This is a genomic window from Pseudomonas sp. GZD-222 (assembly GCF_049310525.1).
Classification (GTDB): Bacteria; Pseudomonadota; Gammaproteobacteria; order Pseudomonadales; family Pseudomonadaceae; genus Aquipseudomonas.
In genome coordinates this window covers 1-25,840 of record NZ_JBMOWO010000126.1, presented here as the reverse complement: position 1 = coordinate 25,840, position 25,840 = coordinate 1, and the positions used below count along the sequence as shown (strand labels likewise).

Annotated in this window: 18 protein-coding genes, 1 tRNA gene and 1 pseudogene; 13 read left to right on the top strand and 7 right to left on the bottom strand. The window is 62.1% G+C overall.

Features of this window, described 5'->3' with window-relative positions:
* Positions 1–42: 42 nt before the first annotated feature.
* From katG to ACO6VD_RS23820, 3 genes are all read left to right on the top strand, one after another.
* Positions 43–2,304 carry a catalase/peroxidase HPI gene (gene katG, locus ACO6VD_RS23830; RefSeq protein ID WP_422422417.1) on the top strand — a complete coding sequence of 754 codons (2,262 nt, stop codon included), beginning with the start codon at positions 43–45 and terminating at the stop codon, positions 2,302–2,304.
* A gap of 420 nt (positions 2,305–2,724) precedes the next feature.
* Complete coding sequence (locus tag ACO6VD_RS23825) at positions 2,725–3,663, top strand: Ppx/GppA family phosphatase (protein ID WP_400174272.1); 939 nt, start codon at positions 2,725–2,727, stop codon at positions 3,661–3,663.
* Positions 3,664–3,706: 43 nt separating this feature from the next.
* Positions 3,707–4,378, top strand: coding sequence for a class I SAM-dependent methyltransferase (locus ACO6VD_RS23820; RefSeq protein ID WP_422422416.1), 672 nt, complete (start codon positions 3,707–3,709; stop codon positions 4,376–4,378).
* A gap of 93 nt (positions 4,379–4,471) precedes the next feature.
* On the opposite strand, the gene ydiJ is transcribed toward ACO6VD_RS23820, so the two are convergent.
* Positions 4,472–7,489 (bottom strand): D-2-hydroxyglutarate dehydrogenase YdiJ, encoded by a 3,018-nt coding sequence (gene ydiJ, locus ACO6VD_RS23815; RefSeq protein ID WP_422422415.1) that lies wholly within the window; start codon positions 7,487–7,489, stop codon positions 4,472–4,474.
* A 152-nt stretch (positions 7,490–7,641) separates the two neighbouring features.
* Between ydiJ and ACO6VD_RS23810 the strand changes: the two genes are divergently transcribed.
* Positions 7,642–8,544 (top strand): LysR substrate-binding domain-containing protein, encoded by a 903-nt coding sequence (locus ACO6VD_RS23810; RefSeq protein ID WP_422422414.1) that lies wholly within the window; start codon positions 7,642–7,644, stop codon positions 8,542–8,544.
* A 38-nt stretch (positions 8,545–8,582) separates the two neighbouring features.
* On the opposite strand, the gene ACO6VD_RS23805 is transcribed toward ACO6VD_RS23810, so the two are convergent.
* Positions 8,583–10,577, bottom strand: a complete 1,995-nt coding sequence (locus ACO6VD_RS23805) for a peptidase U32 family protein (RefSeq protein WP_422422413.1) — start codon at positions 10,575–10,577, stop codon at positions 8,583–8,585.
* Positions 10,578–10,738: 161 nt separating this feature from the next.
* Positions 10,739–11,119: a RidA family protein gene (locus ACO6VD_RS23800; protein WP_422422412.1), complete on the bottom strand. Its 381-nt coding sequence runs from the start codon at positions 11,117–11,119 to the stop codon at positions 10,739–10,741.
* 196 nt (positions 11,120–11,315) lie between these two features.
* On the opposite strand from ACO6VD_RS23800, the gene ACO6VD_RS23795 reads away from it, so the two are divergent.
* A tRNA-Gln gene (locus ACO6VD_RS23795) sits at positions 11,316–11,390 on the top strand.
* Positions 11,391–11,519: 129 nt separating this feature from the next.
* On the opposite strand, the gene ACO6VD_RS23790 is transcribed toward ACO6VD_RS23795, so the two are convergent.
* Complete coding sequence (locus ACO6VD_RS23790) at positions 11,520–13,235, bottom strand: amidase (RefSeq protein ID WP_422422411.1); 1,716 nt, start codon at positions 13,233–13,235, stop codon at positions 11,520–11,522.
* Between the two features lie 273 nt (positions 13,236–13,508).
* Between ACO6VD_RS23790 and ACO6VD_RS23785 the strand changes: the two genes are divergently transcribed.
* A complete protein-coding gene (locus ACO6VD_RS23785) occupies positions 13,509–15,926 on the top strand; it encodes a glucose/quinate/shikimate family membrane-bound PQQ-dependent dehydrogenase (RefSeq protein ID WP_422422410.1) in 2,418 nt (805 codons plus the stop codon).
* Positions 15,927–16,024: 98 nt separating this feature from the next.
* The gene (locus ACO6VD_RS23780; RefSeq protein WP_422422409.1) at positions 16,025–17,266 is read left to right on the top strand and encodes a carbohydrate porin; all 1,242 of its coding nucleotides are present in this window, start codon (positions 16,025–16,027) and stop codon (positions 17,264–17,266) included.
* Here ACO6VD_RS23780 and ACO6VD_RS23775 read toward each other — a convergent pair.
* Positions 17,256–17,681, bottom strand: a complete 426-nt coding sequence (locus ACO6VD_RS23775; protein WP_422422408.1) for a RidA family protein — start codon at positions 17,679–17,681, stop codon at positions 17,256–17,258. The two genes, ACO6VD_RS23780 and ACO6VD_RS23775, sit on opposite strands and share 11 nt — an antisense overlap.
* Before the next feature lie 139 nt (positions 17,682–17,820).
* Here ACO6VD_RS23775 and ACO6VD_RS23770 point away from each other — a divergent pair, with 139 nt between their 5' ends.
* The gene (locus ACO6VD_RS23770; protein ID WP_422422470.1) at positions 17,821–18,186 is read left to right on the top strand and encodes a glyoxalase superfamily protein; all 366 of its coding nucleotides are present in this window, start codon (positions 17,821–17,823) and stop codon (positions 18,184–18,186) included.
* Between the two features lie 160 nt (positions 18,187–18,346).
* Positions 18,347–19,936 (top strand): ABC-F family ATP-binding cassette domain-containing protein, encoded by a 1,590-nt coding sequence (locus ACO6VD_RS23765; protein ID WP_422422407.1) that lies wholly within the window; start codon positions 18,347–18,349, stop codon positions 19,934–19,936.
* Between the two features lie 188 nt (positions 19,937–20,124).
* On the opposite strand, the gene ACO6VD_RS23760 is transcribed toward ACO6VD_RS23765, so the two are convergent.
* The gene (locus tag ACO6VD_RS23760) at positions 20,125–20,598 is read right to left on the bottom strand and encodes an Lrp/AsnC family transcriptional regulator (RefSeq protein WP_422422469.1); all 474 of its coding nucleotides are present in this window, start codon (positions 20,596–20,598) and stop codon (positions 20,125–20,127) included.
* Positions 20,599–20,741: 143 nt separating this feature from the next.
* Here ACO6VD_RS23760 and ACO6VD_RS23755 point away from each other — a divergent pair, with 143 nt between their 5' ends.
* Positions 20,742–21,377, top strand: a complete 636-nt coding sequence (locus ACO6VD_RS23755) for a LysE family translocator (protein WP_422422406.1) — start codon at positions 20,742–20,744, stop codon at positions 21,375–21,377.
* 132 nt (positions 21,378–21,509) lie between these two features.
* On the top strand, positions 21,510–22,529 hold the full coding sequence (locus ACO6VD_RS23750) for a branched-chain amino acid aminotransferase (RefSeq protein WP_422422405.1): 1,020 nt from the start codon (positions 21,510–21,512) through the stop codon (positions 22,527–22,529).
* A gap of 51 nt (positions 22,530–22,580) precedes the next feature.
* Here the strand turns inward: ACO6VD_RS23750 and ACO6VD_RS23745 are convergent.
* A pseudogene (locus ACO6VD_RS23745) lies at positions 22,581–23,347 on the bottom strand (sulfite exporter TauE/SafE family protein).
* Between the two features lie 373 nt (positions 23,348–23,720).
* Between ACO6VD_RS23745 and ACO6VD_RS23740 the strand changes: the two are divergent.
* Positions 23,721–24,401 (top strand): response regulator transcription factor, encoded by a 681-nt coding sequence (locus ACO6VD_RS23740; RefSeq protein WP_400173652.1) that lies wholly within the window; start codon positions 23,721–23,723, stop codon positions 24,399–24,401.
* Positions 24,379–25,767, top strand: coding sequence for a sensor histidine kinase (locus tag ACO6VD_RS23735; protein WP_422422404.1), 1,389 nt, complete (start codon positions 24,379–24,381; stop codon positions 25,765–25,767). Before ACO6VD_RS23740 ends, ACO6VD_RS23735 begins: the two co-directional genes overlap by 23 nt.
* Positions 25,768–25,840 lie beyond the last annotated feature (73 nt).

Below are 25,840 nucleotides of genomic sequence, written 5' to 3'. Positions count from 1 at the left end.
GGGTCGGATTGTGGGGTGAGTCCATCCAGAGGTGAAACAGTCATGTCAAACGAGTCAAAATGCCCGTTCAATCCTGCCGCTGGTGGTGGTACCAGCAACCGCGATTGGTGGCCCAACCAGCTGAATCTGAAGATCCTGCACCAGCACTCGAACCTCTCCGACCCGATGGATGCGGGTTTCGATTACGCCAAGGCGTTCAAGAGCCTGGACTTCGCCGCCCTCAAGCAAGACCTGCGGGCGCTGATGACCGACTCCCAGGACTGGTGGCCGGCCGACTTCGGCCACTATGGCCCGCTGTTCATCCGCATGGCCTGGCACAGCGCCGGCACCTATCGCATCGGTGATGGCCGTGGTGGCGCCGGCTCTGGCCAGCAGCGTTTCGCCCCGCTCAACAGCTGGCCCGACAACGTCAGCCTGGACAAGGCCCGGCGCCTGCTGTGGCCGATCAAACAGAAATACGGCAAGAACATCTCCTGGGCCGACCTGATCGTGCTCACCGGCAACGTCGCTCTGGAATCCATGGGCTTCAAGACCTTCGGTTTTTCCGGTGGCCGCGCCGATGTCTGGGAGCCGGATGAAGCGGTGAACTGGGGGGCCGAGACCGTCTGGCTGGGTGGCGACATCCGCTATGGCAAGGCGCAACCGCCCGGTGACGTGCCGCTGGTGGCGGAACCGTCCAAACATGGCGAGGAGCAAAGCCGCGACCTGCCTGCCGGGGAGCGCAACCTCGACAACCCGCTGGCCGCCGTGCAAATGGGCCTGATCTACGTAAACCCCGAAGGCCCGGAAGGCAATCCCGACCCGATGGCCTCGGCCAAGGACATCCGCGACACCTTTGGCCGCATGGCCATGAACGATGAAGAAACCGTGGCGCTGATCGCCGGCGGTCACGCCTTCGGCAAAACCCACGGTGCCGGCCCGGCCGACAACGTCGGGGCTGAGCCGGAAGCTGCGGGCCTTGAGGAACAAGGGCTGGGTTGGCGCAACAAGTTCGGCAGCGGCAAAGGCCCCGACGCGATCACCAGTGGCCTGGAAGTGACCTGGACGTCGACCCCGACGAAGTGGAGCAACGAGTACCTGGAAAACCTCTTCGGCTTCGACTGGGAACTGACCAAGAGCCCCGCCGGCGCCCACCAGTGGCGGCCCAAAGGCGGCGCCGGTGCCGACCGCATCCCCCATGCGTTCGACCCGGCGAAAAAACAGGAACCGCGGATGCTGACCTCGGACCTGGCGCTGCGCTTCGACCCAATCTACGAACCGATCGCCCGCCGCTTCAAGGAAAACCCCGAACAGCTGGCCGATGCCTTCGCCCGCGCCTGGTACAAGCTCATTCATCGCGACATGGGCCCGCTGTCACGCTACCTCGGCCCGGAAATGCCCGGTGAAGAACTGCTCTGGCAAGACCCGATCCCGACTGTCGACCATGCGCTGGTCAACGACGCCGACGTCGCCGCGCTCAAAGCCAAGGTATTAGCCTCGGGCCTGTCGGTGTCGCAACTGGTGTCCACCGCCTGGGCTGCGGCCTCGTCGTTCCGTGGATCGGACAAACGCGGGGGTGCCAACGGTGGGCGCCTGCGTCTGGCGCCGCAAAAAGACTGGGAAGCCAATCAGCCGGCGCAACTGGCCGAAGTGCTGGGCAAGCTGCAAAGCATCCAGAACGACTTCAACGCGCAGGGCGGCGGCAAGAAAATCTCCATCGCTGACCTGATCGTCCTGGCCGGTAACGCAGGTGTCGAGCAAGCGGCGAAAAACGCTGGTCACACTGTGACGGTGCCGTTCTCCCCTGGCCGTACCGACGCCTCCCAGGCGCAGACCGATGTTGAGTCCTTCGGCTTGCTGGAACCAATTGCCGATGGCTTCCGTAACTACGTCAAAGCAGGAGCCAAGGCCAAACCCGAGGCGCTGCTGGTGGACAAGGCGCAACTGTTGAACCTCACAGCACCGGAGATGACCGTGCTGGTCGGTGGCCTGCGGGTGCTCGGCACCAGTGTCGGCAACTTCAACCTGGGCGTGTTCACCCAGCGGCCTGGGCAGTTGACCAACGACTTCTTCCAGAACCTGCTGGACATGAACGTGGAATGGAAGCCGACCTCCAGTGCCAACGACAGCTATGAAGGCCGCGACCGCAAGACCGGCGCCGTGAAATGGAGCGGTTCACGTGTCGATCTGGTGTTCGGCTCGCACGCGCAACTGCGCGCGCTGGCCGAGGTGTATGCCAGCAACGATGCCAAGGACAAGTTCGTCCACGACTTCGTCGCCGCCTGGAGCAAGGTGATGAACCTCGACCGTTTTGACCTGGCCTGAAGCCAATGCTCTGGCCTGATAGTGCCAGGCAGAAACGCCCCGACCTGAACGTTCAGGCCGGGGCTTTTTCGTTCTGATCCGTATTTTTCTGCGTCATCTGCATCTGTAATGAAAGCCCTGAAAATCCGACAATGAGGCCCCTACAAGGCACCTTTCACGGCGTGCCTGATCAGGTGGCTGGTTGATCTGCAGCGCCTGTTGCCTCTTTCCTGTTCAATTCGGAGTTCATATGGGCAAGCTTGCGTTTTTCGTGGTTGGCTTTCTGGTGCTGGCCATTGGTATCGGGGCGTTAGGGACGATTTCGCCGTTGTAAGAAACTGATATCACCTATTGGGGGCTGTCATCTTCGCGTCATCAATCGAGTGGCAAGATCATCGCAACGCTTTGAGCGCTGTCTGATGAACCTGCAAGGAACACTCGATGAAAAGCGACACCTCCCTGTTTGCGGCGATTGACCTGGGGTCCAATGCGTTTCGCATGATGATTGGCCAGCCGGTCAAACGGAACCGCCAATGGGTGATCGAGGAAGTCAAATCCTTGCGTGAGCCGGTTCGCCTGGCTGAGGGCCTGCATGGCGGCGCCCTCGACGACCTGGCACTGGACCGCGGCTGGCAAGCGCTGGCACGTTTTGGCAAAAAACTGCGCGGTTTCGAGCCAGGACGCGTTCGCGCAGTGGCCACCAGCGCCGTGCGCGAAGCGGCCAATGCCAAGCGCTTTCTGAGCGACGCCCAGCGTCATCTGGGCTTTCCCATCGACGTTATCTCCGGCGAAGAAGAAGCCCAACTGGTGTATGCCGGCGTCAGCCATCGTATCCCGGATGCCACGACCATGCGCTTGGTAGTGGACATCGGCGGTGGTTCCACCGAGTTGATCCTCGGTCGCGGCGAACAGGCCTTGTTGACCGAAAGCCTGACCATCGGCAGTGGTACCTGGAGTACGCGCTTTTTCCCTGGCGGCCGGGTGAGCGCCCAATCCTTGCTGGACGCCGAGCGCACCGCCACCTTGCAATTCGAGAAAGTCGCCCGGCGCTATCGCCATCTGGGCTGGCAGCAGGCCATCGGCTCGTCAGGCACCGCCCGGATGCTGGCCAAAGTGCTCAGGGCCAATGCCTTGAACGACTGTGGCGAAGGCGGCATCACCTACCGCGGCTTGTTGCGCCTGTCCGTACTGCTGCTTGAGGCCGGCCATGTAAACAGCACCCGCCTGGGCGGATTGCAGCCTCATCGCCAAAGCGCCCTGCCCGGTGGCCTGGCGATCATGCTGGCGGCCTTCAAGGCGTTCGGGATTACCGAGATGATGCCGTCCGAGCCCGGACTGCGCTTTGGTGTGCTGCATGGGTTGATGCTTAACCGCGCGTGATTTCTTCTATCCTTCTATGCAACCCGCCATAGTGGATACCGTCATGCCCGCCCCCGACACCACCCTCCTGCAAAGTTGGCATGACAATGCCCGCGCCTGGATCGAAGCCATCCGCAGCGGCGCTATCGAAAGCCGCCTGAAGGTCACCGACCAGGCCATCCTCCTGGCGGTGCTCGGCCGTCAGCCCGGGCACGTGCTTGACCTCGGCTGTGGTGAAGGCTGGCTGCTGCGGGCGCTGACTGAACGAGGTATCAAGGCAGTCGGCGTGGACGGCGATGCGACACTGGTGGAAGCGGCGCGGGCGGCAGGCAGTTCGCCGGTGCATCTGGCCAGCTATGACGCGTTGGCAGCGGCACAGGTCAATGTCGGTAGCGACTACGATCTGATCTGCGCCAACTTCGCCCTGCTGCACCAGGACGTCATCCCGTTACTCGCCGCCATGCACGCCCTGCTCGCCCCAGGCGGTGCGCTGGTGATCCAGACCCTGCACCCCTGGACCGCGGCGGCGGGCGATTATCAGGATGGCTGGCGCGTGGAGACCTTCGCCGACTTCCAGGGCCAGTGGCAACCCATGCCGTGGTACATGCGCACCTTGTCCAGCTGGCTCAATGCACTGGACATGGCCGGTTTCCGTCTGGCCAGCCTGCAGGAGCCGCAGCACCCGCAAAGCCTGGTGCCGCAGTCGCTGCTGCTGGTGGTCGAGCAGCGCGACTGAAGGTGGGTGGGAGCGGGCTTGTCCCGCGATGCGGGGTGACTGACCGACCGCCATCGCGGGGCAAGCCCGCTCCCACCAGTTGGACTCCACCCTTTACGCCAGTTGCTGCAACAGCACTTCCAGCGGATGGCGCAAGGTACGATCAGCCTGGCGTTTGACCTGACTACGGCACGAATACCCGGTCGCCAGTGCTTCACCCTCCTTGTCCAGTTTGCCCGCCCAGGACTGCTCGAAGATGGTCTTCGAGGTTTCCTGGTTACGCGCTTCATGGCCGTAGGTGCCGGACATGCCGCAGCAGCCGGTGGCTTCGGTCGACAGCTTGAGGCCCAGACGCGCAAACACCTGCTCCCACTGACGGGTGCTGGCCGGAACGTTGGTCTTCTCGGTGCAATGCGCCATCAGCCGGTAGGTGGTGGTGGCCCGGGTCGGCTGCTCAGGCAGTACATCCACCAGCCACTCCTGCGGCAGCAAGACTTTCGGGCAGTCGCCCAGGCCCGGGACCTTTTGATACTCCTGGCGGTACACCAGGGTCATGGCCGGATCCAGGCCCACCAACGGCACACCGCAGTCGGCCAAGGCGCTGAGCTGGCGGGCGTTGCGGATAGCCGCCTTGTTGAAGGCAGCGAGGAAGCCCTGGACGTGCAGCGGCTTGCCGTTGGCGCTGTAGGGCGCCAGGTAGATGCGGTGGCCGAGGCGGTAAGCCAGATCAATGAAGGCTGCCAGCACCGGGGTCTCGAAGTAACGGGTGAAAGCATCCTGGACCAGCACGATGCTGCGCTCCCGCTGGGCCGGGGTCAGTTCACGCAGGGCCGGAATGCTGGCCAGGCGCACGTTGCAACGGCTCAGCGTGGCCTGCAGGTTGTAACGGCTGATCAACGGGCTGTCGAGCATGCCGACATGCCGTTCGAGCAATTTGCTCACCCACTTCGAACCCATCACCGCGTTGTACAGGCCAGGCGCGTAGGCCAGGTACGGAATGCTGAACTCCAGCGAACCGATCAGGTAGTCGCGCAGTGGCCGCTGGTAGCGCCCGTGGTAAAGCTCGAGAAAGCGCGAGCGGAATTCCGGCACGTTGACCTTGATCGGACACTGGCCTGCGCACGACTTACAGGCCAGGCAGCCGGCCATGGCGTCGTAGACTTCATGAGAGAAGTCCGCTTCACCCTTGCTGCGCGAAAGATTGTTGCGCAGGCGCGCCGGCAGGCCTTTAAGCCAGTTCAGCTTGCCCTGGGCAGTCGCCAGCACGTCGATGTTGGCGGCACCCTGCAAACGCAGCCACTCGCGGATCAGCGAGGCACGGCCCTTGGGCGAATGCTGGCGTTCGCGGGTGGCTTTCCATGACGGGCACATGGCGTCGTTGGGGTCGTAGTTGTAGCAGGCACCGTTGCCGTTGCAGTGCACGGCGCTGCCGAAGCTTTGCCACACACGCTCGTCGATCTGCCGGTCGAAGTCGCCACGCAGCGGCGCTTCGTTGACCTTGATCAGGCCCTGGGCGCTGTCCGGCGGGGTGCAGATCTTGCCGGGGTTGAGCTGGTTGTGCGGGTCGAAAGCGCCCTTGAGCGCTTGCAGCGACGGGTACAGCTCACCGAAGTATTCCGGTACGTATTCCGAGCGCAAGCCCTTGCCATGCTCACCCCAGAGCAGGCCGCCATAGCGCAGGGTCAGCGCTGCCACGGCATCGGAAATCGGCTTGACCAGCGCCGCCTGGGCCGGGTCTTTCATGTCCAGCGCCGGGCGCACATGGAGCACGCCGGCATCGACGTGACCGAACATGCCGTAGGCCAGGCCATAGCCGTCGAGCAAGGCACGGAACTCGGCGATATAGTCCGCCAGTTGCTCCGGCGGCACCGCGGTGTCTTCCACGAACGGCTGCGGACGCACTTCACCCTCGACGTTGCCGAGCAGGCCCACCGAGCGTTTGCGCATGGTGTAGACCCGCGTCACCGCCTCGGCACCTTCGGCCAGGGTATGGCCCAGGCGCTCGACGCCCTGGTCGGCCTGCAGGTGGGCAACAAAGGCCTGCACCCGTGCATTCACCTCGGCCGGATCATCACCGCAGAATTCCACCAGGTTGATGCCCAGGGTCGGGCGCTCGGCGTCAGCAGGGAAGTATTCGGCGACGCTGTGCCAGACGATGTCTTTCATCGCCAGCATCAGCACCTTGGAGTCCACCGTCTCGATCGACAGTGGCTTGTGCGCCATCAGCGCATTGGCATCGCGCAGGGCGTCCATGAAGCTGGTGTAGCGGACGTTGACCAGTACCGCGTACTTGGGAATCGGCAGCACATTGAGCTTGGCTTCGACCACATAACCCAGCGAACCCTCGGCACCGCACAGCACGCTGTTGAGGTTGAAGCGACCCTGCTCGTCGCGCAGGTGCGCCAGGTCATAGCCGGTCAGGCAGCGGTTGAGCTTGGGAAAAATCTGCTCGATCAGCTCGGCCTGGGTTTCCTGGATCTGTCGTGCCGTGCGGTACACCTCACCGGCGCGGCCAGGCTCGGCACAGGCCTGTTCCAGTTCGGCGTCGTCCAGTGGCCGCGTGTGCAGGTGTTGGCCACCCAGCAGCACGCTGTGCAGCTCCAGCACGTGGTCGCGGGTTTTACCGTAGGTGCAGCTGCCCTGGCCGCTGGCGTCGGTGTTGATCATGCCGCCGACGGTGGCGCGGTTGGAGGTCGACAGCTCGGGGGCGAAGAACAACCCGTGGGGCTTGAGCGCAGCATTGAGCTGGTCTTTGACCACGCCGGCCTGGACCCGCACCCAACGCTCCTCGACATTGATTTCGAGAATGCTGTTCATGTGTCGCGACAGGTCGACGACGATGCCGTCAGTCAGCGACTGGCCATTGGTGCCGGTACCGCCGCCGCGCGGGGTCAGCTTGACCTCCTTGAAGCGCGGTTCGGCCATCAGCGCGGCAATTCGCGCGATGTCATCGGCATCCTGGGGGAATACCGCCGCCTGCGGCAGGCGCTGGTAAATGGAGTTATCAGTGGCCAGCACCGTGCGGGTGGCGTAGTCAGCACTGAGCTGGCCACGGAAACCGGCAGTGCGCAGGGCTTCGAGAAAGTCAGGGTACAGCGTGGCCGGCGCAGTGCCAGTCAGTCGGGCGATCATCGGGGGATGGCCTCATTTATGTCAGGCTAATCAGGAATACTTGCTGAAACGGTATGGTCAGTACACCGCCAGGTAGTGGATGATGCCAATGATCCCGCAGCCTTGCGCCAGGCACAAACGGATATTCCCGCAGCCTTTGATGACTTTTACGAATGAATTACCGCAACCTCACGCCTTCCATGTCCCTGCTGCTCGCCTTTGAAGCCGCCGCGCGTCACGAAAGCTATACCCGTGCGGCGGTGGAACTGGCGCTGACCCAAAGCGCCGTCAGCCGTCAGGTCCAGGCCCTGGAACAGCAACTGGGGGTGACGTTGTTCCGCCGCGAAGGCCGCACGGTCAAGCTCACCGATGTCGGACGCCTGTACCAGCGCGAAATCAGCGAGGCCCTCGGCCGCGTGCGCAGCGCCACCCTGCACGCCATCGCCCACCAGGCTGGCGGCGGCAGCCTGCGCCTGGCCACCTTGCCGACTTTCGGCTCGAAATGGTTGTTGCCTCGCTTGCATGAGTTCTACCGCAGTCACCCCGAGGTGCTGGTACACATCAATTCGCGGATTGAACCGGTGGACTTCGCCACCAGCGGCATCGACGCCGCCATCGTGGTCGCCACCAGCGACCTGCCGGGGCTGATCTGCCACCGTCTGCACGCCGAAGAATTGATGGTGATCCTGTCACCAACCCTGGCGGCCAGCCGGTCCGACTGGAGCCCGAAAGACATCAGCCAACAGGTGCTGCTCAGTGTCGCCAACAACGCCAATGCCTGGGGCGAATGGTTCACCCACCACGGCCTGGCGCACCAGGCCATGCGCCTGGGGCCGAGCTTCGAACTGACGTCGCATTTGATCCAGGCGGTGCGCGCTGACATCGGCATCGGCCTGGTGCCACGCATCCTGATCAGCGATGAACTGGCCAGTGGCGAGTTGAGCAGCCCTGCCCTGCCCTTTGCCAGTGCACGCAGTTACTACCTGGTGTATCCGCCGCGCAACCAGGCGCTGCCAGCGCTGGAGGCGTTCCGTAGCTGGCTGCTGGACAAAGCGGGGATGGAACTTCGCGGTTGAGGACGAGCGCGACGCCGTAACGCCGCGCTCGCGATCATTCAGTGCGGGGCGCGGGGGATGGTCTTGAGCAGGTCTTCAGGGCTGATATGGCCAACCACTTGCTGGCTGCCCGGCTGCGGCAGATCGAAGATGTGCCCCTTCATCTTGCCGATGACGTGCATCTCGCAAGGTTTGCAGTCGAACTTCAGGGTCAGCACCTCGTCGCCGTGAATCAGTTGCATCGGCGCGACCTTGGTACGCACGCCAGTGACGCCCTTGGCCTGTTTCGGGCAGAGGTTGAAGGAGAAACGCAGGCAGTGCTTGGTGATCATCACCGGCACTTCGCCCTTCTCTTCATGGGCCTCATAAGCCGCATCGATCAGCTTGACGCCGTGGCGGTGATAGAAATCGCGCGCCTTCTGGTTGTAGACGTTGGCCAGGAACGACAGGTGCGATTCCGGGTACACCGGCGGCGGATTGCTTTCCGCCTTACGCCCACCGCGTGGGTGCGCCTTGATACGCGCTTCAGTCAGCGCCTCGATCACTTCGCGGCGCAAGGCCTTGAGCTGCGAGTTGGGGATGAAGTATGCCTGTGGCGCATCCAGCTCGATGGCGCTGGCGTGGTATTGGGTGGTACCCAACTGGCCGAGCAGATCGTGCAGTTGCTCCAGCGCCTGTTCCGGCTTGTTCGCCGCGCCAAAAGGGCCGTCCAGGACAACGCTGGCGCTGACACCCTCTTCGCTGGTGGCGGTCAATTCCAGACGCTCTTCACGCAAGCGCGCAACCCAGGCCAGGCCAACACGGCGCTCTGCAGAGGTTTTCTGCAGGGCTTGCTGCCAGTTGTGGTCGAGGTTACGGCTCAGCGGGTGGTTCGGCCGCAGCTGGTACATCCCTTTAGGCATTTCGTTCGGCTCGACGCGGTAGCGGTAGCGCTTTTCGCCGTCTTCATCGAACTCGCCCTTGGGCTCGGCGATGTTGGCACGAAAGCCCACGACTTCGCGTTTAACCAACACATTGAGGCCGTCGCCGTTGGACAGCGGCTCATGGGTGACGACCTGCATGTCACGCTTGCCGACTTTCTCGACCACGCCTACCGCCAGACCGGTGAAGGTCGGCGAGTCGAAGGCGCCGATGTCGATCTTGCGCTCACTGACGAAGTAGTCGGTGCTGCCACGGTGGAAGGTCTTGTCTGGATCCGGCACGAAGAAGTGCGCGGTGCGGCCGCTGGAGGCACGGGCGAGGTCCGGGCGGTCTTCGAGGACGTCGTCCAGGCGCTGGCGGTAGTAGGCCGTGATGTTCTTCACATAGCCCATGTCCTTGTAGCGCCCTTCGATCTTGAACGAACGCACACCGGCTTCGACCAGGGCGCGGATGTTGGCGCTCTGGTTATTGTCTTTCATCGACAGCAGGTGCTTCTCATAGGCGATCACGCCGCCCTTTTCGTCCTTGAGGGTGTACGGCAGGCGGCACGCCTGGGAGCAGTCGCCGCGGTTGGCGCTGCGTCCGGTCTGGGCATGGGAAATGTTGCACTGGCCGGAGAACGCCACGCACAACGCACCGTGAATGAAGAACTCGATCGCCGCGTCGGTTTCATCGGCGATGGCACGAATTTCCTTGAGGTTCAGCTCACGAGCGAGAACCAGCTGCGAGAAACCGGCCTGATCGAGGAACTTCGCCCGCGCCAGGGTACGGATGTCGGTCTGGGTGCTGGCGTGCAGCTCGATGGGCGGAATATCCAGCTCCATCACCCCCAGGTCCTGAACGATCAAGGCATCGACACCGGCATCGTACAACTGGTGGATCAGCTTGCGCGCCGGTTCCAGCTCGTTGTCGTGGAGGATGGTGTTGATGGTGGTGAATACCCGGGCGTGATAGCGACGGGCAAACTCCACCAACTGAGCGATATCGCTCACCTCGTTACAGGCGTTGTGGCGGGCACCGAAGCTTGGGCCACCGAGGTACACGGCGTCGGCGCCATGCAGGATGGCCTCACGGGCGATGGCTACATCGCGGGCGGGGCTGAGCAGTTCCAGGTGATGCTTGGGTAAGGACATGTTTTTTTAGTCAGGCTTGTCACGGTCAAGGCGCGCATTGTAGCGCGAAACGCGTGACAGGCACCCCTATGCTGCCGGGCGGTGGGAACGGGTTTGCCCCGCGATACGATGTGACTGGCAGCCCGCAATCGCGAGGCAAGCCCGCTCCCACTACAATCAGCTCAGCCTTTGGCCGCCATTGCCGTCACTTCCACACGCATGCCTTCAACCGCCAACGAGGCCACGCCGACAGCAGCGCGCACCGGCCAGGGCTTGGCGAAGAAACGCTGGTAGACCTCGTTGAAGGCGGCGCGGTCAGCCATGTCGGTGAGGTAGATGGTCAGGTGCAGCACCCGGTCCATCGAGCTGCCTGCACGCTCCAGTGCGACCTTGAGTGCCTGCAGGGTGCATTCGCTCTGCAAGGTGATATCCCCCAGTTCCAGGCTGCCATCGGCACGGGTTGGAATCTGGGTGGAAACCAGCACACCGCCAAACCCGGCAACGTCGCTGGAGATGGATTCCGGGTCGGGGTCGGGAACGAAGGTGATGTCGTGGTTTGCCATGGGGAATTTCCTGCTGAAATGGAGTGAACAGTATGACGCCTGACCTGCCGCGACAGTAACCGGCTGTTTTAAAAACAATTTATTTGCTCTGGCTCTTCCCAGACGGCAGAAAAGTTGATAAATTTCCGCGCATTCCTGCAACGGCAGCGAATGCTATCTCTTCAAACGAGTACCAGAGACTCGTCGCAACAGCTACAGGGGCGTCGCCAAGCGGTAAGGCAGCAGGTTTTGATCCTGCCATGCGTTGGTTCGAATCCAGCCGCCCCTGCCATTTTCTTCTGATCCAAACTCCTCTCTATTCACGACATTTCTGTCGTAGTCACGCGCGCACCTCAAGCACACTGCACGGCCACCAGCGGCCGGGATTGACGCTGTGTAGCGTCAACCCCACCCTCTTCTCTTACGCCTTAGCAGCCACCAGTGGCGGCGTGCGCGGCGGCACCAAGCGCTTCGACCCTGTCGACTCGAACGCCGACGCCAGGCGCAGCAACGACGAATCGTCATAAGCGCGTCCGGCAAAGGTCAGGCCGACCGGCATGCCGATATCCGCCATCACGCCCATCGGCACGGTGACCGTCGGCACACCCAGGTGACGAATCGCCAAGTTGCCGTTGGCCACCCAGACACCGTTGCTCCAGGCAATGTCCGCCGACGCCGGGTCGACATCGGAATTGGCCGGGGCGACATCGGCGACCGTCGGGAACAGCACGGCATCGAGCTTGAGGCGATCCATCCACTCTTCAAGGTCGATGCGCCGGGTTTTCTCCAGTCCGCGCAGGCCATCAGGCACAGTGCTGATCTGATCCCAGGGGGTGATACCACGCTCGGCCATGCGCACGTACTCATCCATGCCCGCAGCCAGATCGCCTTCGCGGTTGGGCAGCGTGCCCGGATCGTGAGGGAAGATCTTCGGACCATCGACGTCGACCAGACGATTCAGTTTCGGATCGCCGTTGGCCTGAAGGAAATCGTCAAAGGCCCAGGCGGTCAGGTCCCACAGCTCATGGTGGAGGAACTCCTTGGACACCAGGCCACGATTGAACACCGTCGGCGCGCCGGGGCGATCGCCTTCGCAGTTGGAAACCAGCGGGAAATCCACTTCGATCACTTCTGCACCCGCAGCCTCGAGGGCTTTGCGCGCCTGCTCCCAGAGCTCGATGACTGTCGGACGGGTGTTGATACGCTGGCCGGTCGGCCCACCAATACCCGGCGCTTCGCTGGTGCCGGCCTCAGGGTCGGCATTGATGTACATCTTCGGGATGCCCAAACGCTTGCCTGCCAGTGCCGAGGCGTTGACCGCCAGCTCCAGGTACGACGCCGGACGCACCGAGGCGACACTCGGAATCGCCACCCAGGGCTGCATCCGCCACAGGTCGCCGCGAGTGTCGGGGTCTTCGGCGACCACCACATCGAGCACTTCGAGCAGGTCAGCCATGGTCCGGGCAAAGGGCACGACGACGTCCATGGTCGGCGTCAGCGGCCAGTTACCGCGCACCGAAATCACCCCGCGCGAAGGCGTGTAGGCGCACAAGCCGTTGTTCGAGGCCGGACCGCGCCCACTCGACCAGGTTTCTTCGGCCAGGCCGAACGCCGAGAAGCTCGCGGCAGTGGCGGTACCGGCGCCATTGGATGAACCCGAAGCGAAGGGTGCGGTGAGGTACTCGGCGTTGTACGGACTCTCGGCCCGGCCATACACCCCGCGCTGCATACCACCGTTGGCCATCGGTGGCATGTTGGTCTTGCCCAGGCAGATGGCGCCCGCCGCGCGCAGCCGCTCGATGGTGAACGCATCGCGGTAGGCAACCAGTTCGGCAAAGGCCGGGCTGCCGGAAGCCGCGGTGAGCCCTTTGACCAGGTAGCTGTCTTTGGCCGTGTAAGGAATGCCATCCAGCGGCCCGAGGGTTTCGCCCCTGGCCCGACGCGCATCAGAGGCCTCGGCCTCCTTGAGTGCTTCAGGGTTGCGCACAACCACGGCATTGAGTGCGGTGGCTGTTGCCGGGCCGTCATAGGCATCGATACGGGCAAGATAGGCCTGAACCAGCTCGACCGCAGTGGTCTGGCCGGATTCGAGCGCCGCGCGCAACTGGGCAATGGAAACTTCGGTCACTTCGATCATGCGTTTATCACCGATGGCTGAAGGTTGACGCCATGAAGGTTGTCATCACACTGAATACTGAGCACAGGCACACCACATCTCTCAAAACGGGTTTTCATATCGGGTCTCGTTGCACGCCATTACGCGATTCCGCGCATTGGCCACCATGAAACCCTGACGCTGCCTTGAAAGCAACAGAGCAGCCAATGATCCTATCGTCTAAAATGTACTAACTTGTTAATTAGCTTGCTAAGGGTATAATTCGACCACTCCCCACCTCGAGTTTTTTTCGATATGAAGCAAGCACCGCGCACCTCTGGCGCCTCTACATTCATCCTGGTTGGCCTGGGGCTGATCATCGCCCTGCTCGGCCTGGCGCTGGCCGCTGGCGGCGTGAAACTGGTCAGCCTGGGTGGCTCCTGGTACTTCCTGATCGGCGGTTTGCTGATGGCCGTTTCCGGCCTGCTGGTCGCGCGCCGCAAGCCGACAGGTGCCTGGCTGTACGCCGCGTTCCTGGCCGGTACCGCGATCTGGGCCCTGGCGGATGTCGGGCTGGTGTTCTGGCCGCTGTTCTCGCGCCTGTTCATGTTCGGCGCCATCGGTCTGGCGCTGGCGCTGGCCTACCCGCTGCTGGCCCGCGCTGCGGGTAATACTCCAGGCCGCAGTGCCTATGGTGTGGCCGGGGTGCTGGCTATAGCGCTGGTCTTTGCCGCAGGCAACATGTTCGTCGCCCACCCCAGCGTCGCCCCCACTGGCGATAGCCCTGGCGTAACCGCCGTTGATCCGGCCAACGCCCAGAAAGACTGGGCGCACTACGGCAACACCGAAGGCGGTAGCCGTTTTGCCGCGCTGGACCAGATCCATCGCGACAACGTCAATCAGCTGAAAGTGGCCTGGACCTATCACACCGGTGATGTGGCCTTCAGCGACGGCAACGGCGCCGAAGACCAGCTGACGCCACTGCAGGTCGGCAACAAGGTGTTCATCTGCACCCCGCACAACAACCTGATCGCCCTCGATGCCGACACCGGCAAGGAGCTGTGGAAGAACGCGATCAACGCCAGGTCGAAGGTCTGGCAGCGTTGCCGTGGCCTGGCCTACTTCGATGCCACCGCGCCGATCGCACAACCGACCCAGGCCAACGCCTCGGCAATCATCGCCGCCAACGTAGCGGCCGGCGCCAATTGCCAGCGCCGTCTGCTGACCAACACCATCGACGCCCGCCTGATCGCCGTCGACGCCGACACCGGCGAGTTCTGCCAAGGCTTCGGCAATAACGGCCAGGTCGATCTCAAGGCCGGCCTGGGCAATGTCCCGGACAGCTACTACCAACTGTCGTCGGCACCGCTGATGGCCGGCACCACCGTGGTCGTTGGCGGGCGTATTGCCGACAACGTCCAGACCGATATGCCCGGCGGCGTGATCCGTGGTTTCGACGTTATCAGCGGGCAAATGCGCTGGGCCTTCGACCCGGGCAACCCCGAGGACCGCAACGCCCCGAGCGGCGACAGCACCTACGTGCGCAGCACCCCCAACAGCTGGGCGCCGATGTCCTATGACCCGGCGATGAACACCCTGTTTCTGCCGATGGGCAGCTCTTCCACCGACATCTATGGTGTCGAGCGCACGGAGCTGAACCACAAGTACGGCGCTTCAGTGCTGGCCCTGGACGCCAGCAGCGGTGAAGAGAAATGGGTGTACCAGACCGTGCACAACGACCTCTGGGACTTCGACCTGCCGATGCAGCCGAGCCTGATCGATTTCACCAAGACCGACGGTCAGTCTGTTCCGGCATTGGTGATCGGCACCAAGGCCGGGCAGATCTTCGTCCTTGACCGCGCCACCGGCAAACCGCTGACCCAGGTCGAGGAAGTCGCGGTCAAAGCCGGCAACATTGCCAACGAGCCCTACTCGCCGACCCAGCCCAAATCAGTGGGCATGCCGCAGATCGGCGCCCAGCAACTGACCGAGTCGGATATGTGGGGCGCCACGCCTTACGACCAGCTGCTGTGCCGCATCGACTTCAAGAAAATGCGCTATGACGGGCTCTACACGGCGCCCGGCACTGACCTGTCGCTGAGCTTCCCCGGCTCGCTGGGCGGGATGAACTGGGGCAGCATTTCCACCGACCCGGTGCACGGTTTTATCTTCGTCAACGACATGCGCCTGGGCTTGTGGATCCAGATGATCCCGTCGCAGAACAGTGGCCAGGCCAGTTCCGGCGGTGAAGCACTGAACACCGGCATGGGCGCCGTACCACTCAAAGGCACGCCGTATGCCGTGAACAAGAACCGCTTCCTCTCGGTCGCCGGCATTCCTTGCCAGGCGCCACCGTTCGGCACCCTGACTGCCATCGACATGAAGACGCAAAAAGTCGCCTGGCAGGTGCCGGTGGGCACCGTCGAAGACACCGGCCCGCTGGGTATCCGCATGCACCTGCCGATCAAGGTTGGCCTGCCGACCCTCGGTGGCACCTTGTCGACCCAGGGCGGCCTGGTGTTCATCGCCGGCACCCAGGACTTCTACCTGCGCGCCTTCAACAGCGGCAACGGTGAGGAAGTCTGGAAAGCCCGCCTGCCAGTTGGCAGCCAGGGCGGCCCGATGACCTACGTGTCGCCGAAAACCGGCAAGCAGTACATCGTCATCACCGCTGGCGGCGCACGTCAGTCGACTGATCGTGGCGACTATGTAATGGCTTACGCCCTGCCTTGATCCTCTGACTTGCCCCGCGAAAGGCTGCTCGCACGAAAAGACCTCAGGAAAGCTCCACAATGTCATCCGCTCATATCCACCTGTCCTCGTGGCTACTCATGTCCCTTGCCAGTGTTACCTCCCTGCCCGGCCAGGCCGAAGACAACCTCACCACCCGAAACACGCTTACCGGCGACTGGAGCGGCCTGCGTCAGCAACTGAACGAGCAAGGCATCAGGTTCACCGGCGACTACAGCGGCGAGACCGCCTACAACGCCGCTGGCGGCCAGCATCGTTCAGCGCGCTACTCCCAGAACCTCAAGCTCGGCGTGCAGTTCGATCTGGGCAAACTTTATGGCCTGGACAACGGCGGCAAGGTCCAGCTGACCGTCAACGACCGCCGCGGCAACAGTGCTTCCGAAGACCTGGTCGGGAACCGTTTGCCGATCCAGGAAAACTACGGCGGCCTCTACACCCGCCTGACCGAACTGAGCTACGAGCGCACCCTGCTCACCCCGGCACTGAACGTCAAGTTCGGCTACATGGCCATGGGCAACGACCTCGGTGGCCTCGACAGCGGCATTCTCTGCAACTTCATGAACGCCGGCTTCTGCGGCCATCCGCTGAACATGTCGGGTGGCAGCGGCTGGACCAACTACCCCAATGCCCACCTCGGCGTGCGGGTGAAGTACGACCTGTCCTCGGCCTGGCAGCTGCGGGTCGCCGCCTTCAACGTCGACCCCGAGAGCAACGGCAATTCCAGCCGCGCCTGGCACCTGGGGCCCAAACACAGCACCGGTACCGTGGTGCCGGTCGAGCTGGTGTACAAACTGCAGGGTGAACTGCCCGGCGAATACAAACTGGGCTACTACTACGACAGCTCCGACGCCAAACGCATCGGCAGCGACAAGGACGTGGCCGGCCGCGACGGTCACTACCTGCTGATCGACCAGGCCGTATGGAATTCGCAAGTCACAACGGGCCGTAGCCTGCATGCCTTTGGCCAGTACTCGGCAGCCAGCAGCGCCGCATCACCGTTCAGCAAGTGGTATGGCGCCGGCATGGTGCTCTACAAGCCCTTCTCAGGCCGACCGCGCGACACCGTCGCCCTGGGTTACGGCCGCGCCGTGCCCAACCCGCGCAGCCGCGACGTCCAGCAAGATGCCGCACTGGCCAATGGCGAGGCCTTCCCGAACCTGGACAGCGCCGAACAGCTGATCGAACTCAGCTACGGCTACCAGGCCACGCCCTGGCTGACACTGCGCCCGGATGTACAATACATCATCGAGCCAGACGCGTTTTCCGCTGAGCACATCGACAATGCGCTGGTTCTGGGCTTGCAGGTCAAGGCTACGTTCTAAGTGCTGCAGTGGCCTCGATCTCGATCTGCATAGCGTCCAGCGCCAACCGCGGAACCGGGATGAGCGTGCAGGTGGGCTTCATATGAGGCCCCCAGGCACGGTCCGCCTCGGCCACCCACTGGCGCAGCTTTTCTTCCGAGTGATCGACGATCAGCAGCGTCAGTTTGAACACATCCGCAAGCCCTGCACCTCTGCTGCGCAACGCCGTCTGCAGATTGGCCAGGGCTTGTCGGGCCTGCACTGCAAAGTCTGTTGAAAGCTGCCCATCAATGTCCTCACCCCCCTGACCGGCGATGTACAGGAGCCGGGCCCGGGAGCTGATTTCGGCGACGTGAGAATAGGCGTTGGCGCTGGGGTCGTAGAGACCTTCGGGGTTGGACAGTTCGAAGGCTGGCGAGGTAGTGGCAAGGGTCATGGTGCGCTCCTTTACGAAAGAGCGGGCAGTTTCGTACCTCGAGTTAAGTGGAGGTCAAGCAGGTAATTGCTGGCTACTTGAACGCCTGTCACACTGCCAGCTGGCCCACTCACCGCACGGAATGCCCATGCCTTCACCTATCCAGCTCGCCCCCGCCATCCCGGTCCTGCGCATCTTCTGCGTCGACAAAGCCAAGGAGTTCTACCTGGACTTCCTCGATTTCACCCTGGACTGGGAACACCGCTTCGAGCCCGAACTGCCCCTGTATGCCCAGGTGCACCGCGACGGACTGATCCTGCACCTGAGCGAACATCACGGCGATGCCACTCCCGGCTCGACGGTGTTTGCCCGCGTCGAGGACATCATCGCCTTGCAGCGCGAGCTGGCAGACAAGCGCTACGGCTATTCCCGCCCTGAAGCGATCAATGTCGGCTGGGGCCTGCAGATGGAGATCGCGGATCCGTTCGGCAATCGCCTGCGGTTCTGTCAGCAGATCGAGGGCTGAGCCAGCCGAGCTTTACCCGGCACAGCCGCAACCTTTAAGCTGTGCCCCTAGTACTTTTTTCGAGGTGTGGTCCGATGCGCCATTAATGCCGCCGTCTGTCTGACGGCCCGTCTTCATCCCCCTTCAGCGGGGACGTTGCAGGCATTTTCTGGAGTGTCATATGACCCCTGTCTCGATCCTGACGCTCGACAGCGTCGCCTTTGCCTTGCCGGATGGCAGGCAATTGTTTACCGATCTCAACGAACGCTTCGACCAGCGCCGCACCGGCCTGGTCGGACGCAATGGCGTGGGCAAGACGGTGCTGGCGCAGATCCTCGCCGGGCGTCTGCAGCCTAGCGCCGGGCACTGCCGCACAGTCGGTCGCGTGCATTATCTGGGGCAGCAGTTGGCGAGCCCCGACGCCACCGTGGCGCAACTGGCTCAGGTCGACGAGGTGCTTGATGCCTTGCCGCGCATCGAAGCGGGCAGCAGCGATCAAGCCGATTTCGATACGCTGAACGAACGCTGGGACATGCGCGAGCGTCTGCAGGCGCAGCTGGAACGTCATGGGCTGGAACAACTGGATGCGGGTCGTCGTGTCGTGACCTTGAGCGGTGGCCAGGCCATGCGTGTAGGGTTACTCGGCGCGTTTCTGAGTGACGCCGACTACCTGATTCTGGATGAGCCCAGCAACCATCTGGACACTGCCAGCCGCGCCCTGCTGCGCGAGCTGATCAGCCAGTGGCACAAGGGTCTGCTGGTAATCAGCCATGACCGTGAGCTGCTCGAACACATGCAGCGAATCGTCGAACTTTCGACCCTGGGTCTGCGCAGCTACGGCGGCAATTACAGCGTCTATGCCCAGTGCAAGGCCGAACAAAGCACGCAAGCCGAACGTACCCTGGAGCGCTTGAAACTGGAACGTCAGCGCCAGGCACGCGAGCTGCAACAACAACGCGAACGCCTCGAACGCCGCCAATCCAGGGCAAGCCGGGAGGCCCGCGACACTAACCAGGCCAAGATCCTCCTGGACCGCAAACAGCAACGCAGCGAGGTAACCGCCGGCAAGCAGCAACGCGACCATCAGGTTGCCCAACAATTGATGTCGATGAAAGTACGTGAGGCCGCCCGTCAGGTCGAGGAAAACAGCGCGATTGTGCTGCATACGCCCGCCCCCGTGCGGCCGACAGGCAGCCCGCTGGTGTGTCTGCGCGAGTTGCAATTGCCGTTCGCCGTACCGCAGCAGCAGCCCTTGAACTGGACCTTGTACGGCGGCGAACGAATAGCGCTTACCGGCGCCAACGGCAGCGGCAAGTCGACCCTGCTCAAGGTGATTGCCGGGCAGCTACAAGCGCGCGCAGGACAATGCGAAGTACGTGGCAATATCGCCTACCTCGACCAGCAGTGCAGCCAGCTACCCGCCGCACAATCGATCCTCGGTCACCTGCGCGAATGCACCCACAGCCCCGATGAAAGCGCCCTGCGCACCCGTCTGGCACAGCTAGGCCTGGATGCCCGGCGGGTCGATCTGCCCAGTGGGCTACTCAGTGGTGGCGAACGGCTCAAGGCAATGCTGGCCGGGGTGCTGTATGGCGACACCCCGGTGCAGTTGCTGCTGTTGGATGAGCCGGGCAATCATCTCGACCTGCCCTCCCTCAGCGCCCTGGAAGCCATGCTGCAGCAGTACCGCGGGGCGTTACTGGTGGCCTCCCACGATCGAGTATTTCTACAGCAACTGAACGTGGACAGTGAGCTGCACCTGGGCAACTGAAACCTGAGAACAACCAGCCCGGACGGAGAAAAGACAAGGCCCCGTCCATTGCTGGCGGGGCCTTGTTTTACCTACTGCCTAAGGTTCAAGCATCGGTACCAGCCCCGCTATAGGCGGTAGTCGTGGTACGCATCGAGGTCAGCAGGCAAATCGTCTTGAGTTCATACTGCGCCTGCCTTTGCAGTAGGTCAAGCCTGCAGATGCGTCAGCGGCAAAGGCCCATGGGGCTTGACGGTCTGGATGGCAAAGTTGCTGCGAATATCACTCACCCCGGGCAGTTTGAGCAAGGTGTCGATCAGAAAGCGCTCGTAGGCGCGCAGGTCCGGCACCACCACCTGCAAGAGAAAATCCGACTCGCCGGACACCAGGTGCGCGGCAATGACCTCCGGCAACGCCAGCACAGCCTGCTGAAAGGCCTGGGCGGCCGGTTCATGATGACGCTCGACCTTGACCCCGACAAACACCGTCAGTCCCAGGCCGACTTCGTCGCGGTCCAGTTGCGCGGCATAGCCCTTGATCAGTCCCGCCTCTTCGAGCAAGCGCACCCGGCGCAGGCAAGGTGAAGGCGACAGGCCGATCAGCTCGGCCAACTCGACATTACTCAGGCGCGCATTACGTTGCAGGGCGTCGAGAATCTTGCGATCAAAAGCGTCCAGGGTGATTTTTGGCATGATCTGTATTTTCCGTTACTGATCCTGGCAGTTTATATCAATATAACTGCGTATCGGCGCAACAAACGCAAGCACCTGCTAGCCCCTTCGGGCTTAGAATTTTCTCCAGTCTGTTGCTTGCCGGAGAATGCCCGATGACTCAATACAGCGTGTTTTGCGCAGCCCTTCTGGTGGTCTACCTGGTGCCGGGGCCAGACATGTTCCTGCTGCTCAATACCGGCGCCAGAGAAGGCCGCCGTCAAGCGTTGATGACCGCCCTGGGCCTGGCCCTCGCCCGCGCGGCGCATGTCAGCCTCGCAGCCCTGGGCCTGGCCGCACTGCTGCGCACCTACCCCTGGGCTTTCGACCTGTTGAGCATTGCCGGTGGCTTGTACCTGGCATGGCTGGGGTGGCAACTGCTGTGCGCTCCCGTTACCCCGCTGCCGATCGACGGCGGCAGCACTCACCGCAGCAGCCATTGGTCGGGTGCGCTGAAAAAGGGTCTGCTGACCAACCTGCTCAACCCCAAGGCCCTGCTGTTCTGCTCAGTCTTGCTGCCGCAGTTCATCAGCCAGGAGGCCGGTTCGGTCAGCCAGCAGTTCGCCATTCTCGGCACGGTGCTGGTGGTCGTTGGCCTGGGCTTTGACAGCTTCTATGCGCTGAGCGGTGATCGCATCGGCCGCTGGGTGGCCGCCAGCCCCTGGAAGCAAAAGCTGCAAAACCGCCTGTTCGGTACCCTGCTGATTGGCTTCGGCGCGCGCCTGGTGCTACTGCGTGAGCTGACGGGCTGAAAATTTCACTGCGACCATGGTCCAATCCTCTGACTGGGCGTTCCCGATCCGCACGGGATGTATTATCGTGGCTGCGTGCGCGATAACAGACGCCTGAGCGTTCAGGCATATGCAAACCGATTCGAGGGTGCCATGAGTAACGAAAGCATTAACTGGGACAAGCTGGGCTTCGACTACATCAAGACCGACAAGCGCTACCTGTCCAACTTCCGTAACGGCGAGTGGGACAAGGGCACCCTGACCGAAGACAACGTGCTGCACATCAGCGAAGGCTCGACCGCGCTGCATTATGGCCAGCAATGCTTCGAAGGGATGAAGGCCTACCGCTGCAAGGATGGCTCGATCAACCTGTTCCGCCCTGACCAGAACGCCCTGCGCATGCAGCGCAGCTGCGACCGCCTGCTGATGCCGCAGGTGTCGACCGAACAGTTCATTGATGCCTGCAAGCAGGTGGTCAAGGCCAACGAACGCTTCATTCCACCGTATGGCAAGGGTGCGCTGTACCTGCGTCCGTTCGTTATCGGCGTGGGCGACAACATCGGCGTGCGTACCGCTCCGGAGTTCATCTTCTCGATCTTCGCCATTCCGGTCGGCTCGTACTTCAAAGGCGGCATGACCCCGCACAAGTTCCTGATCTCCGATTACGACCGTGCTGCCCCACAAGGCACCGGTGCGGCCAAGGTCGGCGGCAACTACGCAGCCAGCCTGCAACCGGGTTACAAGGCCAAGCAAGCCGGCTTTGCCGATTGCATCTACCTGGATCCGCTGACCCACACCAAGATCGAGGAAGTCGGTTCGGCCAACTTCTTCGGCATCACCGCCAATAACGAATTCGTCACGCCGAAATCCGCCTCCGTGCTGCCGGGGATCACCCGTCTGTCGTTGATGGAATTGGCCGAATCGCGTCTTGGCCTGAAGGTGATCGAAGGCGACGTGCTGATCAACGACCTGAAGCGCTTCAAAGAAGCCGGCGCCTGCGGCACCGCAGCGGTGATCACCCCGATCGGCGGTATCCACTACAACGGCGAACTGCACGTGTTCCACAGCGAGACCGAAGTCGGTCCGGTGACCCAGAAGCTCTACAGCGAGCTGACCGGCATCCAGAGCGGCGACATCGAAGGCCCGGCGGGCTGGATCGTCAAGGTCGCCTGAAGCGCTACTGAGCGGTAACCGAAGGGCATGCCAGAAATGGCATGCCCTTTTTCATATCAACATGGACACGCCCATTCTACCGATAAGAAATAACAGCAAGATCAAAAAGAACACGCGAATAAAACCACTACCGTATCGCAATGCCAAAAAGCCCCCGTAAGAGAGCCTGCGATATTACAGATAGCTACCACTCCACCGATCGCCCACAGCACATTCCCCGACGGAATAAAGAAGAGCAACGCTGCGCTGAATGTCCCTAGGTTAACCAGCTTTGCCGAAGCTGATGCATTCAAGAAGTCGAAGCCAAAAATCTTGACAAAGAAAAAAAGCAACAGACTCCCACTCCCCGGCCCAAAAACCCCGTCATAGAAACCAATCAACCCTCCAAAAAACACCCCCAACAGCACTTCTTTGGTTCCGCACCGTATTGTCGTATGAACCCGACCTAGATCCTTTTTTATAAAGGTATAAACCGCCATCACGATCAAAACCACAAGAACAACCGGTTCCATAAGCGCTTTCGGGACCAGCGAGATGGAGAAAGCACCTAGAAATGAAAACATGAAGGCCGAAATCAGAGTAGGCAGCAGAAGCCTCCATACAATATCTATTCTTTTTGTGTAGCTGAGAACGGATGAAAGATTTCCTGCCAACACCGCCAGCTTGTTAGTTGCAAAAACGGTAGCCAAGCTATATTGCGGCAAAGCGTGCAAGAGCGCGGGCACTTGAACAAGCCCTCCTCCACCCACTGCCGCATCTATTAAGCCACCACAAAATGCAAAGAACCCCAGTGCAACCAGCGTGTATTCATAGTCCATGAGTATGATCCAGCAAGGATATGCATGTTTACATCTACGACATATTTTTAAATTAAACGAGAGACAACTACCCCTGGAAGTCAGCGCCCATGCAACCGACCTTTAGCAAGCAAGGTCAAAATAGGCTCATGAGCTCCTGTAAAGTGGTAAAAACCGCAATCTAGCAAGAACACCCAAAGCGAAGATGTAGGAGTCTTCCGAGCATCGAGTAGGCTTGCTCCAAGGTTTAACTCTTCGGCACGCGCATGCCACCCCAGCCCCCCCTGCCACCCAGCCGGGCGGCAAAGACCCTGCGTAGATGAATTTTTCTTTAACCCGGGCACAGCCTATTCTTTGGCACAATCAAGTCTCTACTCGCCGCCCAGGTACTAGCATGCCCCGCGTACTGACTATCGAAGACGACGCCGTGACCGCCCAGGAGATCGTCGCCGAGCTATCCAGCCATGGCCTGGAAGTGGAATGGGCCGACAACGGCCGTGAAGGACTGGCCAAGGCCATTGCCGGTGGCTACGACCTGATCACCCTCGATCGCATGCTCCCTGAGCTCGACGGCCTGACCATCGTCACCACTCTGCGCACCCTGAAGATCGCCACGCCGATCCTGATGATCAGTGCCCTGTCCGATGTCGACGAACGGGTGCGCGGCTTGCGTGCTGGTGGCGACGACTACCTGACCAAGCCCTTCGCCTCCGACGAAATGGCGGCCCGCGTTGAAGTGCTGCTGCGGCGCAACAGCGTGCCGCTGGCACAAACCCGCCTGCAGGTCGCCGACCTCGAGCTGGACCTGATCAGCCACGAAGCCCGGCGCGGCGAGCAGACCCTCAACCTGCTGCCCACCGAGTACAAGTTGCTGGAATTCCTCATGCGCCATGCCGGCCAGGTGATCACCCGAATGATGATTTTCGAGGAAGTCTGGGGTTATCACTTTGACCCGGGCACCAACCTGATCGACGTGCATATCGGACGCTTGCGCAAGAAGATCGACGCCGCTGGCCAGACTCCGCTGATTCGGACCGTGCGGGGCTCGGGCTATGCCATTGCCGAACCCGTCTAAGGGTTGGAGTTCCTCGACCAGCCGCCTGCTGGCGCTGTACAGCTTTCTGTTCGTGGCCTGGAGCAGCATCCTCATGGGCGTGCTGTACTTCGAGGTCTCAGGCTATCTGAACAAGCTCACCCGTCACTCGCTGCTGCAGCGCCAGCACCTGTTCGCGCACATGAGCGGCAAGCAACTGGATGACGCGCTGATTGCCAGCCAGGCCTTCGAAGAACGCAGTTTCGATGCCTATGGCCTGTTCGACGCGCAGTTCAATCCCCTCGGCGGGCAGATCCGCCAGCTGCCAACCGACCTCGGCCTGGACGGCAAGATCCACGAACTGAACCGCTGCCTGGACGCCGATGACCCGCACCTGCCGCGCGACAGCTGCGACGCCGTGGCGATCAAGGTCCGTGATGGCCGCTGGCTGGTGCTGGTACGCGATAACGGCTCGTTGTTCGTGGTCACCCGCATCATCCTGCATGCCCTGCTCTGGGGCCTGTCGCTGACCATCATTCCCGGCATCGCCGGTTGGTATCTACTGCGCCGCCGACCGCTCAAGCGTATTCGCGCCATCCAGGCGACCGCCGAACAGATTGTCGCCGGTGACCTGACCCGACGCCTGCCGCTGTCGCAGCGCCGCGATGAACTGGACATGCTCGCCGCCATCGTCAACGCCATGCTCGACCGCATCGAACGCTTGATGCATGAGGTCAAGGGCGTCTGCGACAACATTGCCCACGACTTGCGCACCCCGCTGACGCGCCTGCGCGCCCAGCTCTACCGGATCCGCCAGCAGGCCGGCGACGAGTCACCCCAGGCTGAGGCACTGGAGCAGGCGATTGGCGAAACCGACACCTTGATGGCGCGTTTTCGCGGTTTGCTGCGCATCAGCGAGCTGGAGGATCGCCAGCGCCGGGCGGGGTTTGTCGAACTCGACCCACGCGCCCTGCTGGTGGAAATGCACGATTTCTACTTGCCGCTGGCCGAGGATGGTGAGATTCGCCTGAGCCTTGATCTGCCCACCCAACTGCCGCCGCTCAATGGTGACCGCGAACTGTTGTTCGAAGCCTTGGCCAACCTGCTCGGCAATGCGATCAAGTTCACCCCTGCGGGCGGACAGGTGCGCATGGGCGCCAGCAGCGAAGACGGGGTGGTGAAAATCGCAGTGGAAGACAGCGGGCCGGGGATTCCCGAGGATGAGCGTGAGGCGGTGTTGAAGCGCTTTTATCGCAGTGAGGAAGGTCAACGTCACTCGGGGTTCGGGCTGGGGTTGTCGGTGGTAGCGGCGATTGTCGACCTGCATGGCTTTGCGCTTGAGGTCGGGGCGAGTGAGCTGGGTGGGGCGAAACTGGTGTTGCATTGCCGGACCGGGGTGGCCGGCTAGGAGCATCGCGGGGCAAGCCCGCCCCCCCCACCGAGTAGGGGGGGGGGGTTCCCCCCACACAGCCAAACCAAAA

What these genes read in the sequence shown, in the direction of transcription:
- katG (WP_422422417.1), top strand. Translation starts at nt 43, where the DNA reads ATGTCAAACGAGTCAAAATGCCCGTTCAATCCTGCCGCTGGTGGTGGT.
- ACO6VD_RS23825 (WP_400174272.1), top strand. Translation starts at nt 2,725, where the DNA reads ATGAAAAGCGACACCTCCCTGTTTGCGGCGATTGACCTGGGGTCCAAT.
- ACO6VD_RS23820 (WP_422422416.1), top strand. Translation starts at nt 3,707, where the DNA reads ATGCCCGCCCCCGACACCACCCTCCTGCAAAGTTGGCATGACAATGCC.
- ydiJ (WP_422422415.1), bottom strand. Translation starts at nt 7,489, where the DNA reads ATGATCGCCCGACTGACTGGCACTGCGCCGGCCACGCTGTACCCTGAC.
- ACO6VD_RS23810 (WP_422422414.1), top strand. Translation starts at nt 7,642, where the DNA reads ATGAATTACCGCAACCTCACGCCTTCCATGTCCCTGCTGCTCGCCTTT.
- ACO6VD_RS23805 (WP_422422413.1), bottom strand. Translation starts at nt 10,577, where the DNA reads ATGTCCTTACCCAAGCATCACCTGGAACTGCTCAGCCCCGCCCGCGAT.
- ACO6VD_RS23800 (WP_422422412.1), bottom strand. Translation starts at nt 11,119, where the DNA reads ATGGCAAACCACGACATCACCTTCGTTCCCGACCCCGACCCGGAATCC.
- ACO6VD_RS23790 (WP_422422411.1), bottom strand. Translation starts at nt 13,235, where the DNA reads ATGATCGAAGTGACCGAAGTTTCCATTGCCCAGTTGCGCGCGGCGCTC.
- ACO6VD_RS23785 (WP_422422410.1), top strand. Translation starts at nt 13,509, where the DNA reads ATGAAGCAAGCACCGCGCACCTCTGGCGCCTCTACATTCATCCTGGTT.
- ACO6VD_RS23780 (WP_422422409.1), top strand. Translation starts at nt 16,025, where the DNA reads ATGTCCCTTGCCAGTGTTACCTCCCTGCCCGGCCAGGCCGAAGACAAC.
- ACO6VD_RS23775 (WP_422422408.1), bottom strand. Translation starts at nt 17,681, where the DNA reads ATGACCCTTGCCACTACCTCGCCAGCCTTCGAACTGTCCAACCCCGAA.
- ACO6VD_RS23765 (WP_422422407.1), top strand. Translation starts at nt 18,347, where the DNA reads ATGACCCCTGTCTCGATCCTGACGCTCGACAGCGTCGCCTTTGCCTTG.
- ACO6VD_RS23755 (WP_422422406.1), top strand. Translation starts at nt 20,742, where the DNA reads ATGACTCAATACAGCGTGTTTTGCGCAGCCCTTCTGGTGGTCTACCTG.
- ACO6VD_RS23750 (WP_422422405.1), top strand. Translation starts at nt 21,510, where the DNA reads ATGAGTAACGAAAGCATTAACTGGGACAAGCTGGGCTTCGACTACATC.
- ACO6VD_RS23740 (WP_400173652.1), top strand. Translation starts at nt 23,721, where the DNA reads ATGCCCCGCGTACTGACTATCGAAGACGACGCCGTGACCGCCCAGGAG.
- ACO6VD_RS23735 (WP_422422404.1), top strand. Translation starts at nt 24,379, where the DNA reads ATGCCATTGCCGAACCCGTCTAAGGGTTGGAGTTCCTCGACCAGCCGC.